The following is a 14,505-nucleotide window of genomic DNA, read 5'->3' on the forward strand; positions in this document are numbered from 1 at the left end:
ATATCGGCCCAGGTGGGCGGGTGGGCCGCTGTCCGGCGGACGGACCTGCGGTGACCGGCGGGTGACTAGGATGTGGCCGGTCGTGTCAGCGGTCCGCCCGGGGTGCCCCCGCCGGCGGTTGTGGGGTGCAGCGTGTCGCTCAAGGTCACCGTGGTCGTTCCCACCTACAACTCCGGCGACGTGGTGGGGCCGCTGATCGATTCCATGAAGCGCCAGACGCTGCCCGCCGAGGACTTCGAGGTGCTCTTCGTTGACGACGGGTCCACCGACGGCACGCCGGACCGGCTGGAGGAACTGGCCGCGCGCGACCCGCTGTTCCGGGTGATCAGGCTGGAGAACTCCGGCTGGCCGGGCCGGCCGCGCAACGTGGCGATCGAGCAGGCCCGCGGCGAGTACGTGCAGTTCGTGGACCACGACGACAGCATGGGCCCCGAGGCACTGGAGCGGATGTACGCCATCGGTGCCCGCAACGGCTCGGACTACGTGATCGGCAAGGTGACGATCACCCACCGGCTGCGCGGCGCTCCCCAGGCGCTGATGTCGCGCACCCGCGAGTCGGTGACGTGGCGGACGGCGCCGCTGCACGACAGCCTCACCGTGCACAAGATGTACCGGACGCAGTTCCTGCGCGAGCAGGGCATCCGCTTCCCGGTGGGCCACTACGTGGGCGAGGACCTGCTGTTCATGGTGCCCGCGGTGCTGCGGGCCCGGTCGGTGTCCATCGTCGGGGACTACCCCTGCTACTTCTACCTGGAGCGCGAGGAGGGCGGGCACGCCACGCCCGACCTGCTGGACCCGGCGAGCTACGCGCGCAACCTGCGGGAGATCCTCGACGCGCTGCTCGCCGAGACCGAGCCGGGTCCGGCGCGCGACACGTGGCTGCGGCGCTTCTGGCGCGCGGACATGGTGAAGTACCTCAGCGAACCGATCTTCCCCGCCTACCCCGACGACGACTACCGCGACCGGCTCCTGCAGGCCCTCCGCGAGGTGGCGGCGCAGTACCTGACCGAGGGTGTGTACGCGGGCCTGCTCGGCCTGGAGCGGCCGCGGGCCGCGCTGGTGCGGGCGGGCCGCACCGCCGAAGTCGCCGAACTGGCCGCGCGGGCGGCCCGGATGGGGGCGCGGGCCGAACTGACGGGCGCCTACTGGCACCGCGAGCGGCTGCGGCTGTCCTTCGACGCGTCCTTCACCTACGGCGGCGAGCCGCTGGCCCTGGAGCGCGACGGCGGGCGGTACCTGCTGCCCGCGGCGCTGACCGAGGGGCTCGGCGTGGAGCGGGTGGACGTCAGCGAGGAGCTGACGCGCTTCCGGGTGGACGTGCTGCTGCACAACCGGGAGACCGCCGTGAAGTGGATGCTGCCGCGCGACCTCGACGTGGTGTGGGAGGAGCAGCCCGGCGGCGGGGTGGCGCCGGTGGTCCGCGGCACGGTGGCGGTGGACCCGCGCCGGGCCGCGGGCGGGCAGCCGCTGCCCGCCGGCGAGTGGGACCTGCAGGTGCGGGTGCTCGGTCCGGGGCTGGACCGCACCACCGACCTCGCGGTCCCGGGCGGCGCCCCCGCCGTCCCGGCCGGTGCGGCGGCCGGCACCCGCGTGTCGCAGGCGGCGGGTGACGGCGTACTCGTCCTCGCCACGCAGACCGGCGTCGAGCCGTCCCCAAGGGCCGCGGCCCCCTCGGTCAGTGTCGTGCTGCCCGCGGGCGAGGACGCGGAGCTGCTGGCGGCGAGCCTGGCGTCGCTGGCCGGGCAGTCCTGGCCCGCGGAGCGGTTCGAGACGGTGCTGGTCGCCGACGCCGTCCAGGCCGTGCCCGACCCGCTGCCGGCCGGGGTGCGCGTGGTGCGGCACGAGGGCGGCGGCGACCGGCGGGACACCGGCGCGGCCGCGGCCCGCGGCGACTACCTCTACTTCCTGCGGCCGGGCGACCGCCTGGGACCCGAGGCACTGGAGCGGCTGTACGGCTACGGGCTGGAGCACGACGCCGATGTCGTCGCGGGCCGGCTCGCCGGCGCGAAGGGGCGCCCGGTGCCGAAGGAGCTGTACGCCCGCGACCGGCCCGCGGCGAGCCTGGCCAAGGACCCGCTGGGCGACAGCCTGACCGCGGACAAGCTCGTCGACCGGGCCATGGCGCAGCGGCACGGCCTGCGCTTCGGCCCGGACGGACGGCCGCTGCGGGAGCAGGAGTACACCGTCCGGGCGCTGCTGCACGCCCGCCGCACCGCGGTCCTCGGCTCCTACGTGTGCTGCTCCTACGCCCCGCTCGCCAAGGCCGAGCCGGTGCGGCCCGGGCCCTTCTACGCACGGCTGCGCGAGCTTGCCGCGGTCGCGGACGGCCTGACCGTGCCGGGGCCGGCCCGGGACCGGCTGCACCGGCGGTGGCTGCGGGTGGAGGTCCTGGACCGGATCGGCGGCACTCGGCTGGCGGAGATGGCCGAGGCGGACCGCGAGGAGCTGCTGGGGCAGATCCGCGAGACGCTGCCGCACCTGTCGCCGACCGCGGCCGCGGGCCTGCCCGCGCGGCAGCGGCTGGCGCTCGCGCTCCTGGCCGAGGGCCGCACCGCAGACCTGCTGGCGCTGTCCGGCTGGGAGCGGACGGTGGCGTGCCTGCCGCTGCTGCGCTCGGTGGAGTGGCGGGACGACGGCACCCTGGCGGTCGCGTTCACCGCCCGGCCGGCCGCGGACGGCCGCCCGCTGGAACTCCTCGCGGGACAGGACCGGTTGAGTCCTACGGGCCTGCCGCCCGAGCTGCGCGGCCGGCTTGCCGCCGAGTCGCTGACCGGCGCGGCCGAGCCCGCGCGGGCCACGGCGGTGCTGGTGCTGCGGGAGCGGGCGACCGGGGCGCAGTACCCGCTGCCCACCGCGTACGAGGCCGTCCGGGAGCCGGTGCCCGCGGACGGCGGCGCCGAAGCCCTCGACACCCTCGCCGTCACCGGCACCGCGGTCCTCGATCCGGGCGCCGTCGTCCCCGGTACGGTCCTCGGCGACGGCGCCTGGGACTTCCACGTCCGCCTCACCGCCCTGGGCTGGACGGCGTCGGCCCGCCTGGGCTCCGGCCGCCTGCCCGAGGTGACGGACGCCCTGTCCTGGCGCCCCCACCCGGACGGCTCCGACCGCCGCGTCACCCCCTACTGGACGACCCCCGGGAGCGACCTCTCGCTGCGCGTGGGCCGTCCGAAGCCGCCGCAGCCCCGGCAGCCCGCGCCGCCGCGGACCCGCAATCCGCTGGCCCGCGCCCTGCGCCGGATGCGCGGCTCCGCCTGAGGGGTCGCCCGGCGTGTCCGACGCACCCCCTACTCTTGCGGGCATGGCTGACCAGGACGCCCGGGCGACGCTCGGGTACGAACAGGCGCGGGACGAGCTGATCGACGTCGTCCGCCGGCTGGAGGCGGGCGGCGCCACCTTGGAGGAGTCGCTCGCCCTGTGGGAGCGCGGCGAGGAGCTGGCCCGGATCTGCCGCCGCTGGCTGGAGGGCGCCCGCGCCCGCCTGGACGCCGCGCTGGCCGCCGAGGAGGCGGAGGAAGCGCAGGAGGAAGGCGCCGAGGGCGAGGAGTAGGCGGCGGCCTCAGCCGGTCGGCCGCAGCGAGGTCGCCAGGCGGACCAGCTGGCTCTGCGGCGCCGTGCCCATGACCACCGTGGTGACCCCCTTGTCGGTGCGGACCAGCGCGTCGTAGCGGCCGCCGGACCAGTGCTGCCAGGTGGCACCGGCGACGGCCACGCCGCTGCCCGGGTCGGGGTGCGAGCCGATCGTGACCTGGGCGGCGAACGCCTTGGCGGCGCCGTTGGTCTGCTCCAGGGCCACGTACTGTTCCTCGGGGTCGACGAAGCCGAGGTGCCAGGTGACGTTGCGGCGGTCGGCGCCGCTGTACTGCACCGAGGTGGCCCGCCACCGCGCGCCGAGCCCGGTGGGGCCGAGCACCGGGTAGGGGGCGTCCCTGCGGGCCTGCTCCAGCTCGACGTTGTAGCTGACCGTCTCCGTCTTCACCGGGTCCCGCTTGCCGTTGCCGTGCGGGACGAACAGGTAGATCCCGAAGACGACGACGCCCAGCACGACCATCGACAGGGCCAGGTCCCGCACCGTCTTGTTGCCACGCTTGTCCGCTGCCACGCCCTCCATGGTCCCCCATGGGCGTTTGTGTTCCGGCTGCCGGGTACCCGCACAGGGAAGCTCCGCTCATGTGACACACGCCCTGCTCATTCTCGCGGTCTGCCGATAGGGTCGCAGCACCCTCATTTCCGGCCGTCCTCGTACAGAAAGGTGCGCTGCGATGACCGAACAGCACTTGCCGCCCCAGCTCGAAGTGAGCCCGGAGGACCCTGACCGCAACCTGGCCCTGGAATTGGTCCGCGTCACCGAGGCCGCCGCCATGGCCTCCGCCCGGTGGGTGGGGCGCGGCGACAAGAACGGCGCCGACGGCGCCGCGGTGAAGGCGATGCGCACCCTGGTGCACACTGTGTCGATGAACGGCGTGGTCGTCATCGGCGAGGGCGAGAAGGACGAGGCGCCGATGCTCTACAACGGAGAGCGGGTCGGCGACGGCAGCGGCGCGGAGTGCGACGTCGCCGTGGACCCGGTGGACGGCACCACGCTGACCGCCAAGGGCATGCCGAACGCGGTCTCGGTGCTCGCGGTGGCCGAGCGGGGCGCGATGTACGACCCGTCGGCCGTCTTCTACATGGACAAGCTGGTGGTGGGCCCGGAGGCGGCCGAGTTCGTGGACATCACGGCGCCGCCGGAGGTGAACATCCGCCGGGTCGCCAAGGCCAAGGGCGGCTCGCCCGAGGACGTCACCGTGGTGCTGCTCGACCGGCCCCGGCACGACGAGCTGGCCCGCCAGATCCGCGAGACGGGCGCGCGGATCAAGTTCATCCAGGACGGCGATGTGGCCGGCGCGATCATGGCGGCCCGCGAGGGCACCGGCGTGGACCTGCTGCTCGGCATCGGCGGCACCCCGGAGGGCATCATCACCGCCTGCGCAATGGCCTGCCTGGGCGGCGCCATCCAGGGCCGGCTGTGGCCCAAGGACGACGCCGAGCGGCGCAAGGCGCTGGACGCCGGGCACGACCTGGACCGGGTCCTGCACACCCGCGACCTGGTCGACGGCGACAACGTGTTCTTCGTGGCCACCGGCATCACCGACGGGGAGCTGCTGCGCGGGGTGCGCTACCGCGCGGAGACGGCCACCACCTCGTCCCTGGTGATGCGCTCGAAGTCCGGCACCATACGGCAGATCGACTCCGTGCACCGGCTGTCGAAGCTGCGCGCGTACAGCTCGATCGACTTCGACCGGGCCAACTGACCGCTCCCCTGCGCCCGTCGGCCCCCGGGCCGGGGCAGTCGCGGACGCGCGGGAGAGCACAGGAGAGCACGGGAGAGCACACAGCCGGCTGTGCGGCCGCTGCCCGGGCCCCGTGATCCCGGGCAGCGGCGGCGGGCGGCCGGGGCGCGCAGGTCCCGCGCGGTGCCGGGTGCGCCGGCACCCGGCGGGACGCACTCCCTTACGGCTTCCCTCTGTTCTTACGTGCTTCCCTCGGCATTCCCTCGGCCTCCCCCGGCGTGCCCGGCCCGGGGCGGCCCCCCTCGGCCTGCGCTCAGCCCGCGGCGGCTATCCGCGCGGCCGGGCGCTGGAGTTCGACCTCGCGGCGCCGGCGGCGGGCGAGCACCACCCGGCGCTCCGCCGCGGTCATCCCGCCCCACACCCCGTACGGTTCGGGCAGGAGCAGCGCGTGCTCGCGGCACTCCAGCATCACCGGGCAGCGGGCGCACACCCGCTTGGCCGCCTCCTCGCGTGACAGCCGGGCCGCGGTGGGTTCCTTGGAGGGAGCGAAGAACATCCCCGCCTCGTCGCTGCGGCAGGCGGCCTCCGAGTGCCATGGGCCGCCCAGATCCCGCGGATGGCCAGGCGGGAGCGCGGTCTCCTTGACGGGCTCGATCGGTTGAAGCACGGGATACTCCTGACGACGGCGTTCGGGTACCCCCAGGCGCAGCTCTGGGGGCCATTGCCACGCTTGCCTGTCGCCGGCGCATCCGGGCGAGGGTGGGCCGGAAGTGCCGTGCGGCGGCGTGCGTTTCCCCTACCCGCTGTGCGCGACTTCATGCGCACCGTGTTCGCCCGGTGTTCGCATCCCGCGCACGCTCCCCGTGCGTCCCGGGCTACTTCTCCAGTCGCTTCTTCGTCCAGTCGGCGACCTTCTTGCCGCGCTTCGCCTTGGCCTCCACACCGCCCCAGAACGCGATGCCGTCCACCCGGACCGAGGGCGCGCCCGGCTCGGGCGCCTCGAACGCCTTGACGTCGGAGCCGCCCATGATGCCGACGACGCTGCCGCCGCGCAGGGTGACGTTCTCCGGCAGCTTGATGGTGATGCCGCCCATGATCGCCGTGCAGTGGATGACGAGTTCGGGCGAGGTGAAGGTGGCCTCGGTCAGGTCGATCTCCACGCCGCCCATGATCGCCACGGCGGTGATGCGGCTGCCCACCCGCCAGCGGCCCTTGCGCTCGGCGCCGCCGAGGATGCCGACCAGGTGCGGGTTCTCACCGGTGGGGTCGGCGGTGTACGCGACCGGCCCGGGGGCCGGCGCCGGGCCGCGGACGCCGGGCAGGTCGCGGACGAGCGGCTCCAGTTCGCCGAGGGTCTTGGAGGCGTAGAGGCGGTCGAGCCGCTCGGCGTGCTCGGCGGAGTCCAGCCGGCCCTCGGCCAGGGCCTCGCGCAGGATGTCGGCGACGCGGTCCCGGTCGGCGTCCGACGCCCTCAACTCGCCCTCGGCGACCGGGGCGGACGGCGGCTGGGAGCGCTTCTGGAGCTGGGATTCGTCCACCGCACCACCGTACACAGACGCGATAGATCGCGACTACCCCGAAGTCCGCACCGCGTTCCCCTAGGGGACACCCCCGCCCGTCCCCCACCGCGGGGCGAGTGGCGGCCGGGTGCGGGCCGGGTGCGGGGGACCTCACAGCGGCGGCGGGGCGGCCACGTTCTACCCTGAAGGGGCTTTCACCGCATCGACGCTGCCGAGTGAGGACTGCCCCTGATGCCCGAGTTCGCCTACACGGATCTGCTCCCCCTCGGCGAGGACCCCACGCCGTACCGCCTGATCACCGCCGAAGGCGTGAGCACCTTCGAGGCGGGCGGGCGCACCTTCCTGAAGGTCGAGCCCGAGGCGCTGCGGCGGCTCGCGGCCGAGGCGATGCACGACATCTCGCACTACCTGCGCCCGGCCCACCTCGCCCAGCTGCGCCGCATCCTGGACGACCCGGAGGCCAGCCCCAACGACCGCTTCGTGGCGCTGGACCTGCTGAAGAACGCCAACATCGCGGCCGCCGGCGTGCTGCCGATGTGCCAGGACACCGGCACCGCGATCGTCATGGGCAAGCGCGGCCAGAACGTGCTCACCTCCGGCGGCGACGAGGAGGCCCTGTCCCGGGGCATCTTCGACGCCTACACCAAGCTCAACCTGCGCTACTCCCAGATGGCCCCGCTGACGATGTGGGAGGAGAAGAACACCGGCTCCAACCTGCCGGCCCAAGTGGAGCTGTACGCGACCGACGGCGGCGCCTACAAGTTCCTCTTCATGGCCAAGGGCGGCGGCAGCGCCAACAAGTCCTTCCTCTACCAGGAGACGAAGGCGGTGCTCAATGAGGCGTCGATGATGCGCTTCCTGGAGGAGAAGATCCGCTCGCTGGGCACGGCCGCCTGCCCGCCCTACCACCTGGCGATCGTGGTCGGCGGCACCAGCGCGGAGTTCGCGCTGAAGACCGCCAAGTACGCCTCCGCGCACTACCTGGACCAGCTGCCGGCCGAGGGATCGCCGGCCGGGCACGGCTTCCGGGACAAGGAGCTGGAGCAGAAGGTCTTCGAGCTGACCCAGAAGATCGGCATCGGGGCGCAGTTCGGCGGCAAGTACTTCTGCCACGACGTGCGGGTGGTGCGGCTGCCGCGGCACGGCGCCTCCTGCCCGGTGGCGATCGCGGTGTCCTGCTCGGCGGACCGCCAGGCGCTGGCGAAGATCACCGCCGAGGGCGTCTTCCTGGAGCAGCTGGAGACCGACCCGGCGCGCTTCCTGCCGGAGACGACCGATGCTGCGCTCACCGGCGGCTCCGCCGCGGGCCTCGACGACGACGTGGTGCGCATCGACCTCAACCGGCCGATGGACGAGATCCGCGCCGAGCTGACCCGCTACCCGGTCAAGACCCGGCTGTCGCTGTCCGGCCCGATGGTCGTGGCCCGCGACATCGCGCACGCCAAGATCAAGGAGCGGCTGGACGCGGGCGAGGAGATGCCGCAGTATCTGCGCGACCACGCCGTCTACTACGCCGGCCCGGCCAAGACCCCCGAGGGCTACGCCTCCGGCTCCTTCGGCCCCACCACGGCCGGCCGCATGGACGCCTACGTCGAGCAGTTCCAGGCGGCCGGCGGCTCCCTGGTGATGCTCGCCAAGGGCAACCGCTCGAAGCAGGTCACCGACGCGTGCCGCGCGCACGGCGGCTTCTACCTCGGCTCGATCGGCGGCCCCGCGGCCCGGCTGGCGCAGGACTGCATCAAGAAGGTCGAGGTGCTGGAGTACCCCGAGCTGGGCATGGAAGCCGTCTGGAAGATCGAGGTCGAGGACTTCCCGGCGTTCGTGGTGGTGGACGACAAGGGCAACGACTTCTTCCAGGACCCGGCCCCCTCCCCCACCTTCACCTCCATCCCGGTCCGCCAGGGCGCGTAGCCCGCGCCGCCCGTCCCCTTCACTCCCGCGCCCGTCCGTGTGCCCGCTTGCTCGCGGGCCGCGGCGGCGGCGCCCCGGCGAACGACGCGGGGAACAAAGGGGACGGGCGGGGCACTGTAGGGGGTATGGACGAGCAGACGCAGAGTGGTGGGGAGTACCGGGTCGAGCACGACTCGATGGGCGAGGTGCGGGTGCCGGCGGAGGCGCGCTGGGGGGCGCAGACGCAGCGGGCCGTGGAGAACTTCCCGATCTCCGGGCAGCGGATCGAGCGCGCGCACATCCAGGCGCTGGCCCGGATCAAGGCGGCCGCGGCCAAGGTGAACGCCGGGCTCGGCGTGCTGGACGCGGACGTCGCCGCCGCGATCGAGGCCGCCGCCGAGGAGGTGGCCGCCGGCGACTGGGACGCGCACTTCCCGATCGACGTCTTCCAGACCGGCTCGGGCACCTCGTCCAACATGAACACCAACGAGGTGATCGCGGCCCTGGCCACTGAGCGACTGGGCCGCCGGGTGCACCCCAACGACGACGTCAACGCCTCGCAGTCGAGCAACGACGTCTTCCCCTCCTCCATCCACATCGCGGCCACCGCGGCGGTCACCCGCGACCTGGTCCCCGCCCTCACCCGCCTGGCCGAGGCGCTGGAGGCGAAGTCCGCGGAGTTCGCCGAGGTGGTCAAGGCCGGCCGCACCCACCTGATGGACGCCACCCCCGTCACCCTCGGCCAGGAGTTCGGCGGTTACGCGGCCCAGGTCCGCTACGGGATCGAGCGGCTGGCGGCGGTGCTGCCGCGGCTGGCCGAACTGCCGCTGGGCGGCACCGCGGTGGGCACCGGCATCAACACCCCGCCCGGCTTCCCGGCGGCCGTGATCGCCGAGGTGGCCCGCACCACCGGGCTGCCGCTGACCGAGGCCCGCAACCACTTCGAGGCACAGGGCGCCCGGGACGCCATCGTGGAGACCTCGGGCCAGCTGCGGACGATCGCCGTCGGCCTGACGAAGATCGCCAACGACCTGCGCTGGATGTCCTCGGGCCCGCGCACCGGCCTGGCCGAGATCAGCCTGCCCGACCTGCAGCCGGGCTCCTCGATCATGCCGGGCAAGGTCAACCCGGTGGTGCCCGAGGCGGTGCTGATGGTCTCCGCCCAGGTGATCGGCAACGACACGGCGATCACGGTGGCCGGCGCGGCGGGCAACTTCGAGCTGAACGTGATGCTGCCGGTGATCGCCCGCAACATCCTGGAGTCGGTGCGGCTGCTGGCGAACGTCTCCCGGCTGCTGGCCGACCGTACGGTCGAGGGCATCACCGCCCACACCGAGCGGGCCCGCGAGTACGCCGAGTCCTCGCCCTCGGTGGTCACCCCGCTCAACCGCTACATCGGCTACGAGGAGGCGGCCAAGGTCGCCAAGAAGGCGCTCGCCGAGCGCAAGACGATCCGGCAGGTGGTGCTGGAGGAGGGGTACGTCGACCGCGGGCAGCTGTCCGAAACGCAGCTCGACGAGGCGCTGGACGTCCTGCGGATGACCCGTCCCTGACGGAGCGTCCGTAAACTCCGTCCATGACAGCCGACCTCGACCCCACCCCGTCCGACCGGTCCCGTCCGCCCGCGCGCTACTGGGCCCCCGGCGAGCACGTGCTCTGGCGCTATCGCGGCAACGGCTCGGACGAGGTGCACATCTGCCGCCCGGTGACAGTGGTCCGCGACGACGCCGAACTGCTGGCGGTGTGGCTCGCCCCGGGCACCCCGTGCGTGCGGCCGGTGATGGCCGACGGCACGCCGGTGCACCGCGAGCCGCTGGCCACCCGGTACGTCAAGCCGCGTACCCGGACGGTGGAGGAGTGGTTCGGTGGCGGCGTGCTCAAGCTCGCCCGACCGGGTGACCCGTGGTCGGTGTGGCTCTTCTGGGACCAGGGCTGGCAGTTCCGCAGCTGGTACGTGAACCTGGAGGAGCCGCTGCGGCGCTGGTCGGGCGGGGTCGACTCCGAGGACCACTTCCTCGACATCTCCGTGCACCCCGACCGCAGCTGGCAGTGGCGCGACGAGGACGAGTTCGCCCAGGCGCAGGCCGACGGGCTGATGCCGGCCGAGCTGGCCGCGCGGGTGCGCGAGGCCGGCCGGGCCGCGGTCGCCGTGCTGCGCCGCTGGGGCCCGCCGTTCCGCGACGGCTGGCAGGACTGGCGCCCGGACCCCTCCTGGACGGTGCCGGCGCTGCCCGCCGACTGGGACCGCCCGGCCCGCTGAGCCCGCGCGGGGACGGCCCCGCCGCTCGCGGGGCCGTCCCGGCAGGCGGGCGGGACGCGCCGCGCGGCCCCTTGCCGCCGCGCGGGGCCGCAACCGTAGGATCGGCCCGGGAAGACTGCACAATTGCCTGGCACGGCCTAGAGTTTGACGCCACGTCACGGGGGTACAAACGAGTGCCGCGTCCGGCATATGCCATGCCTGTGCCGGCCCGGTCCCCGTCCCCCCACGGCGCCATCGCGAGGCCCGGCACGGCACGTCACGGTCCGGCAGGGCCGCGGCACACCCGTACCCCCACGATTCGCACAGCGCAGCCAGGGAGGCTTCGAGCAGTGGACAACGGCGGCCAGGAGTACGTCGAGGCACCCCCTGCCGGGGTCCCCGACCGGGACCGCAGCGGCCAGGCCGAGGCGTTCGACGCCATCGGCGACCGCTACGACGAGGCGTTCCCGCACAAGGAGGGCCAGATCGCGGCCGGCGGCTGGCTGACCGCGTCGCTGCCGCAGGGCGCGGCCGTGCTCGACCTCGGCTGCGGCACCGGCCTGCCCACCGCCCGCCGGCTGGTCGACGCCGGGCTCGACGTCACCGGGGTGGACCTGTCGGCCGGCATGCTGGAGCTCGCCCGGGCCAATGTGCCGGGCGCGGCCTTCCTCCAGGCCGATGTGCTCGACCTGGTCGAGGGCGGGCCGCTGCCGCTGGGCTCCTTCGACGCCGTGGCGGCCTTCTTCACCCTGCTGATGCTGCCCAGGGCCGAGATCCCGGCCGCGCTGGCCGCGGTGCGGGGCCTGCTCGTGCCCCACGGCCTGCTGGCGCTCGGCATGGTCGAGGCCGACGTGGACGACATGTCGATCCCCTTCCTCGGCCGCACCATCCGCGTCTCGGGCTACCTGCGCGACGAACTGCAGCACGTCGTCACCGACGCGGGCTTCGAGGTGATCAAGGAGGAGTCGTACGCGTACGCGCCGGCGAGCGCCGACGTGCCGCCGGAGGAGCAGATCTTCCTCTACTGCCGGCGCGTGTGACCCCGGCCGCCCGCCGGCGGCGCCGGTTCCCGCCGGCACCGGTCCGACCGGCCCGGTCCCCCGGCTGAGGCGCCGAGCCCCGGCTTCCCGCTCCCCGGCAGAACGCAACAGACCTCACAGACCCTCGCAGACCCTCACCGACCCCGACCCGACCCCCGCACAGGCCCGCGCCTCCCGCCGTACGCCGACGGCCGAGCACCGACGGATGGACCGACACGCGTGACCACGGACCCGCCCCGCCCGCCCCGAGAGCCCGCCGCGCCGCCCCCGCAGGACCCGCGCGGCGGCTTCGGCCTGCGCGCGCCCGGACCGGCGGAGCAGGAGCAGGCGGATCCCGCGGAGCCGGCCGGGGTGCCCGGCGCGCCCGCCGGCCCCGCCGTGCCCGAGCCCGACCACCACGACCGCGACACCCGGCCCGACGCCGCCCGCGGCCACGACGCGCACCCGGCGGAGAGCCCGGACGGCGCCGGATCGCCCCCCGCCACGGGCCGCCCCGGGACCGGGCCGGGCGCCGCCGGCCCGCGCGGGAGTGCCGCCGGGGCGTACAGTGCACGGCGGAGCGACGGCACCCCGGCGCCCGGCCGGGGACGAGCGCCCGGTGGGGCCAAGGAGGCGCCGCCGAGCCCGCAGCCGCCGCCGGAAGGGGCCTCCGGCGGACCGCTGGGCGAGGGCCAGCCACCGCCTCCGGCCCCGGGGCACGGAACGGGATGGATGCCGCGAGTGACGGAGGGGAGCGAGGCGTTGGGCGCGTATGTCAGCACGCCGCCACGGGGCACGCCGCTGGAGGCGGCCGGGCACCCCGGCGACGAGGACTCGGTGGGCATGCGCATCCCGATGCCCGTGCAGACGGGGCCCGAGGCCGACCGGCTGCGCTACGTGGGCGCGGCGACCCGCCGGATCGCCCGCGGCCTCGACCTGGACGAGATCCTGCTCGGCCTGTGCCGCTCGGCGGTGCCGGCCTTCGCCGACGCGATCCTGGTCTACCTGCGCGAGCCGCTGCCGGTCGGCGACGAGCGCCCCTCGGGCCCGCTGCGGCTGCGGCTGCGCCGGGCCGACGGCGGCCTGGACGGGCCCGGCGAGGACGAGGAGGTGCCGGTGGGCACCCTCCCGGCGCTGGAGACCCCGTACACCGGGGCGCCGGAGTCGATCGGGGTGCTCAGCGACGGGCCGCTGGCGGAGGTGCTGCGCGGGGTGCGGCCGGTCTTCGCCGAGTCGCCGCGGGCCGCCGACGCGCTCGCCGAACTCCTGGGCTACCCCGAGAGCCCGCTGCCGACCGGGCGGCGCGCCCTGCTCGCGCCCCTGCGCGGCCGCCGCCGGGTGATCGGCGCCGCGGTGCTGCTGCGCCGCGCCGACCGCCCGGCCTTCGAGGCCGACGACCTGCTGGTGGCCGCGCAGTTGGCCACCCACACCGCGCTCGGCGTCGACAAGGCGGTGCTCTACGGCCGCGAGGCGTACATCGCCGACGCCCTGCAGCGCGAGATGCTCCCCGACTCGCTGCCGCAGCCCACCGGCGTCCAACTGGCCAGCCGCTACCTGCCGGCGGCGGAGTCCGCCCGGGTCGGCGGCGACTGGTACGACGCGATCCCGCTGCCCGGCAGCCGGGTGGCCCTGGTGGTCGGCGACGTGATGGGCCACTCCATGACCTCGGCGGCGATCATGGGCCAGCTGCGCACGACCGTGCAGACCCTGGCCGGCCTGGACCTCGCTCCGCAGGAGGTGCTCTACCACCTGGACGAGCAGGCCCAGCGGCTCGGCCAGGACCGGATGGCAACGTGCGTGTACGCCGTCTACGACCCGATCGCGCACCGCCTGGTGGTGGCGAACGCCGGGCACCCGCCGCCGGTGCTGCTGCACGCGGACGGCCTGGCCGAGGTGCTGCGGGTGCCGCCGGGCGCCCCCATCGGCGTGGGCGGGGTGCCCTTCGAGGCGGTCGAGCTGCCCGCCCCGGCCGGGGCCACCCTGCTGCTCTACACCGACGGCCTGGTCGAGTCCCGCAGCCGGGACGTGTGGGGCGGCATCGAGCTGCTGCGCGAGCGGCTGCACGACGCCGCGACCGTGGTCTCCCCGCCGCCGCTGGAGCCGCTGTGCGACGAGGTGCTGGAGATCCTCGGCCCCGGCGACCGCGACGACGACATCGCGCTGCTGGCGGCGCGGTTCGCCGGGATCGCGCCCAGCGACGTCGCCTACTGGTTCCTGGAGCCGCAGGCGCAAACGGCCGGGCGGGCCCGCCGCCTGGTCCGCCAGGCGCTGCGCCGCTGGGGCCTGGACGAGCAGGTGGACGCGGCCGAGCTGCTGGTCAGCGAGGTCGTCACCAACGCGGTGCGGTACGCCGAACGCCCGGTCACCTTGCGGCTGCTGCGCACCGACGTGCTGCGCTGCGAGGTCGGCGACGACGCGCCGCTGCTGCCCCGGATGCGGCACGCGGCGCCCGAGGAGGAGGGCGGCCGCGGCCTGTACCTGGTCAACCGGATGGCGCAGCGCTGGGGCGCCACCCGTCTGGGCGCGGGCAAGGTCGTCTGGTTCGAGCTGGGGTTGTGACCGGGAGC

General features: G+C 74.8%; 11 protein-coding genes. 8 read left to right on the forward strand and 3 right to left on the reverse strand.

The genetic code is table 11. The features are described from left to right. Positions 1-132 precede the first annotated feature (132 nt). Positions 133-3,255 (forward strand): glycosyltransferase, encoded by a 3,123-nt coding sequence (locus BLR33_RS08665; protein ID WP_176930179.1) that lies wholly within the window; start codon positions 133-135, stop codon positions 3,253-3,255. Between the two features lie 43 nt (positions 3,256-3,298). Further along, a complete protein-coding gene (locus BLR33_RS08670; RefSeq protein ID WP_093783688.1) occupies positions 3,299-3,547 on the forward strand; it encodes an exodeoxyribonuclease VII small subunit in 249 nt (82 codons plus the stop codon). A gap of 9 nt (positions 3,548-3,556) precedes the next feature. Here the strand turns inward: BLR33_RS08670 and BLR33_RS08675 are convergent, their stop codons facing one another. After that, positions 3,557-4,099 (reverse strand): DUF4245 domain-containing protein, encoded by a 543-nt coding sequence (locus BLR33_RS08675; RefSeq protein ID WP_245771263.1) that lies wholly within the window; start codon positions 4,097-4,099, stop codon positions 3,557-3,559. 160 nt (positions 4,100-4,259) lie between these two features. Between BLR33_RS08675 and glpX the strand changes: the two genes are divergently transcribed. After that, positions 4,260-5,291, forward strand: a complete 1,032-nt coding sequence (glpX, locus tag BLR33_RS08680) for a class II fructose-bisphosphatase (protein ID WP_093783690.1) — start codon at positions 4,260-4,262, stop codon at positions 5,289-5,291. A 292-nt stretch (positions 5,292-5,583) separates the two neighbouring features. Here the strand turns inward: glpX and BLR33_RS08685 are convergent, their stop codons facing one another. Beyond that, a complete protein-coding gene (locus BLR33_RS08685; RefSeq protein ID WP_093783691.1) occupies positions 5,584-5,937 on the reverse strand; it encodes a WhiB family transcriptional regulator in 354 nt (117 codons plus the stop codon). A gap of 208 nt (positions 5,938-6,145) precedes the next feature. Further along, entirely contained in the window at positions 6,146-6,808 is a 663-nt protein-coding gene (locus BLR33_RS08690) for a DUF1707 SHOCT-like domain-containing protein (RefSeq protein WP_093783692.1), read from the reverse strand. A 213-nt stretch (positions 6,809-7,021) separates the two neighbouring features. Between BLR33_RS08690 and BLR33_RS08695 the strand changes: the two genes are divergently transcribed. From BLR33_RS08695 to BLR33_RS08715, 5 genes are all read left to right on the forward strand, one after another. Next, entirely contained in the window at positions 7,022-8,701 is a 1,680-nt protein-coding gene (locus tag BLR33_RS08695; RefSeq protein ID WP_093783693.1) for a fumarate hydratase, read from the forward strand. A gap of 125 nt (positions 8,702-8,826) precedes the next feature. Next, on the forward strand, positions 8,827-10,233 hold the full coding sequence (locus tag BLR33_RS08700; RefSeq protein ID WP_093783694.1) for a class II fumarate hydratase: 1,407 nt from the start codon (positions 8,827-8,829) through the stop codon (positions 10,231-10,233). Positions 10,234-10,256: 23 nt separating this feature from the next. After that, positions 10,257-10,940, forward strand: a complete 684-nt coding sequence (gene fomD / locus BLR33_RS08705; protein ID WP_093783695.1) for a cytidylyl-2-hydroxypropylphosphonate hydrolase — start codon at positions 10,257-10,259, stop codon at positions 10,938-10,940. Positions 10,941-11,269: 329 nt separating this feature from the next. Continuing rightward, complete coding sequence (locus BLR33_RS08710) at positions 11,270-11,959, forward strand: class I SAM-dependent DNA methyltransferase (protein ID WP_245771264.1); 690 nt, start codon at positions 11,270-11,272, stop codon at positions 11,957-11,959. A 711-nt stretch (positions 11,960-12,670) separates the two neighbouring features. After that, positions 12,671-14,497 (forward strand): ATP-binding SpoIIE family protein phosphatase, encoded by a 1,827-nt coding sequence (locus BLR33_RS08715; protein ID WP_322987147.1) that lies wholly within the window; start codon positions 12,671-12,673, stop codon positions 14,495-14,497. The last annotated feature ends 8 nt before the right edge of the window (positions 14,498-14,505 follow it).

Source organism: Actinacidiphila guanduensis (assembly GCF_900103985.1).
In the GTDB taxonomy this organism is placed as follows: Bacteria; Actinomycetota; Actinomycetes; order Streptomycetales; family Streptomycetaceae; genus Actinacidiphila; species Actinacidiphila guanduensis.

What these genes read in the sequence shown, in the direction of transcription:
- BLR33_RS08670 (WP_093783688.1), top strand. Translation starts at nt 3,299, where the DNA reads ATGGCTGACCAGGACGCCCGGGCGACGCTCGGGTACGAACAGGCGCGG.
- glpX (WP_093783690.1), top strand. Translation starts at nt 4,260, where the DNA reads ATGACCGAACAGCACTTGCCGCCCCAGCTCGAAGTGAGCCCGGAGGAC.
- BLR33_RS08695 (WP_093783693.1), top strand. Translation starts at nt 7,022, where the DNA reads ATGCCCGAGTTCGCCTACACGGATCTGCTCCCCCTCGGCGAGGACCCC.
- BLR33_RS08700 (WP_093783694.1), top strand. Translation starts at nt 8,827, where the DNA reads ATGGACGAGCAGACGCAGAGTGGTGGGGAGTACCGGGTCGAGCACGAC.
- fomD (WP_093783695.1), top strand. Translation starts at nt 10,257, where the DNA reads ATGACAGCCGACCTCGACCCCACCCCGTCCGACCGGTCCCGTCCGCCC.
- BLR33_RS08715 (WP_322987147.1), top strand. Translation starts at nt 12,671, where the DNA reads ATGCCGCGAGTGACGGAGGGGAGCGAGGCGTTGGGCGCGTATGTCAGC.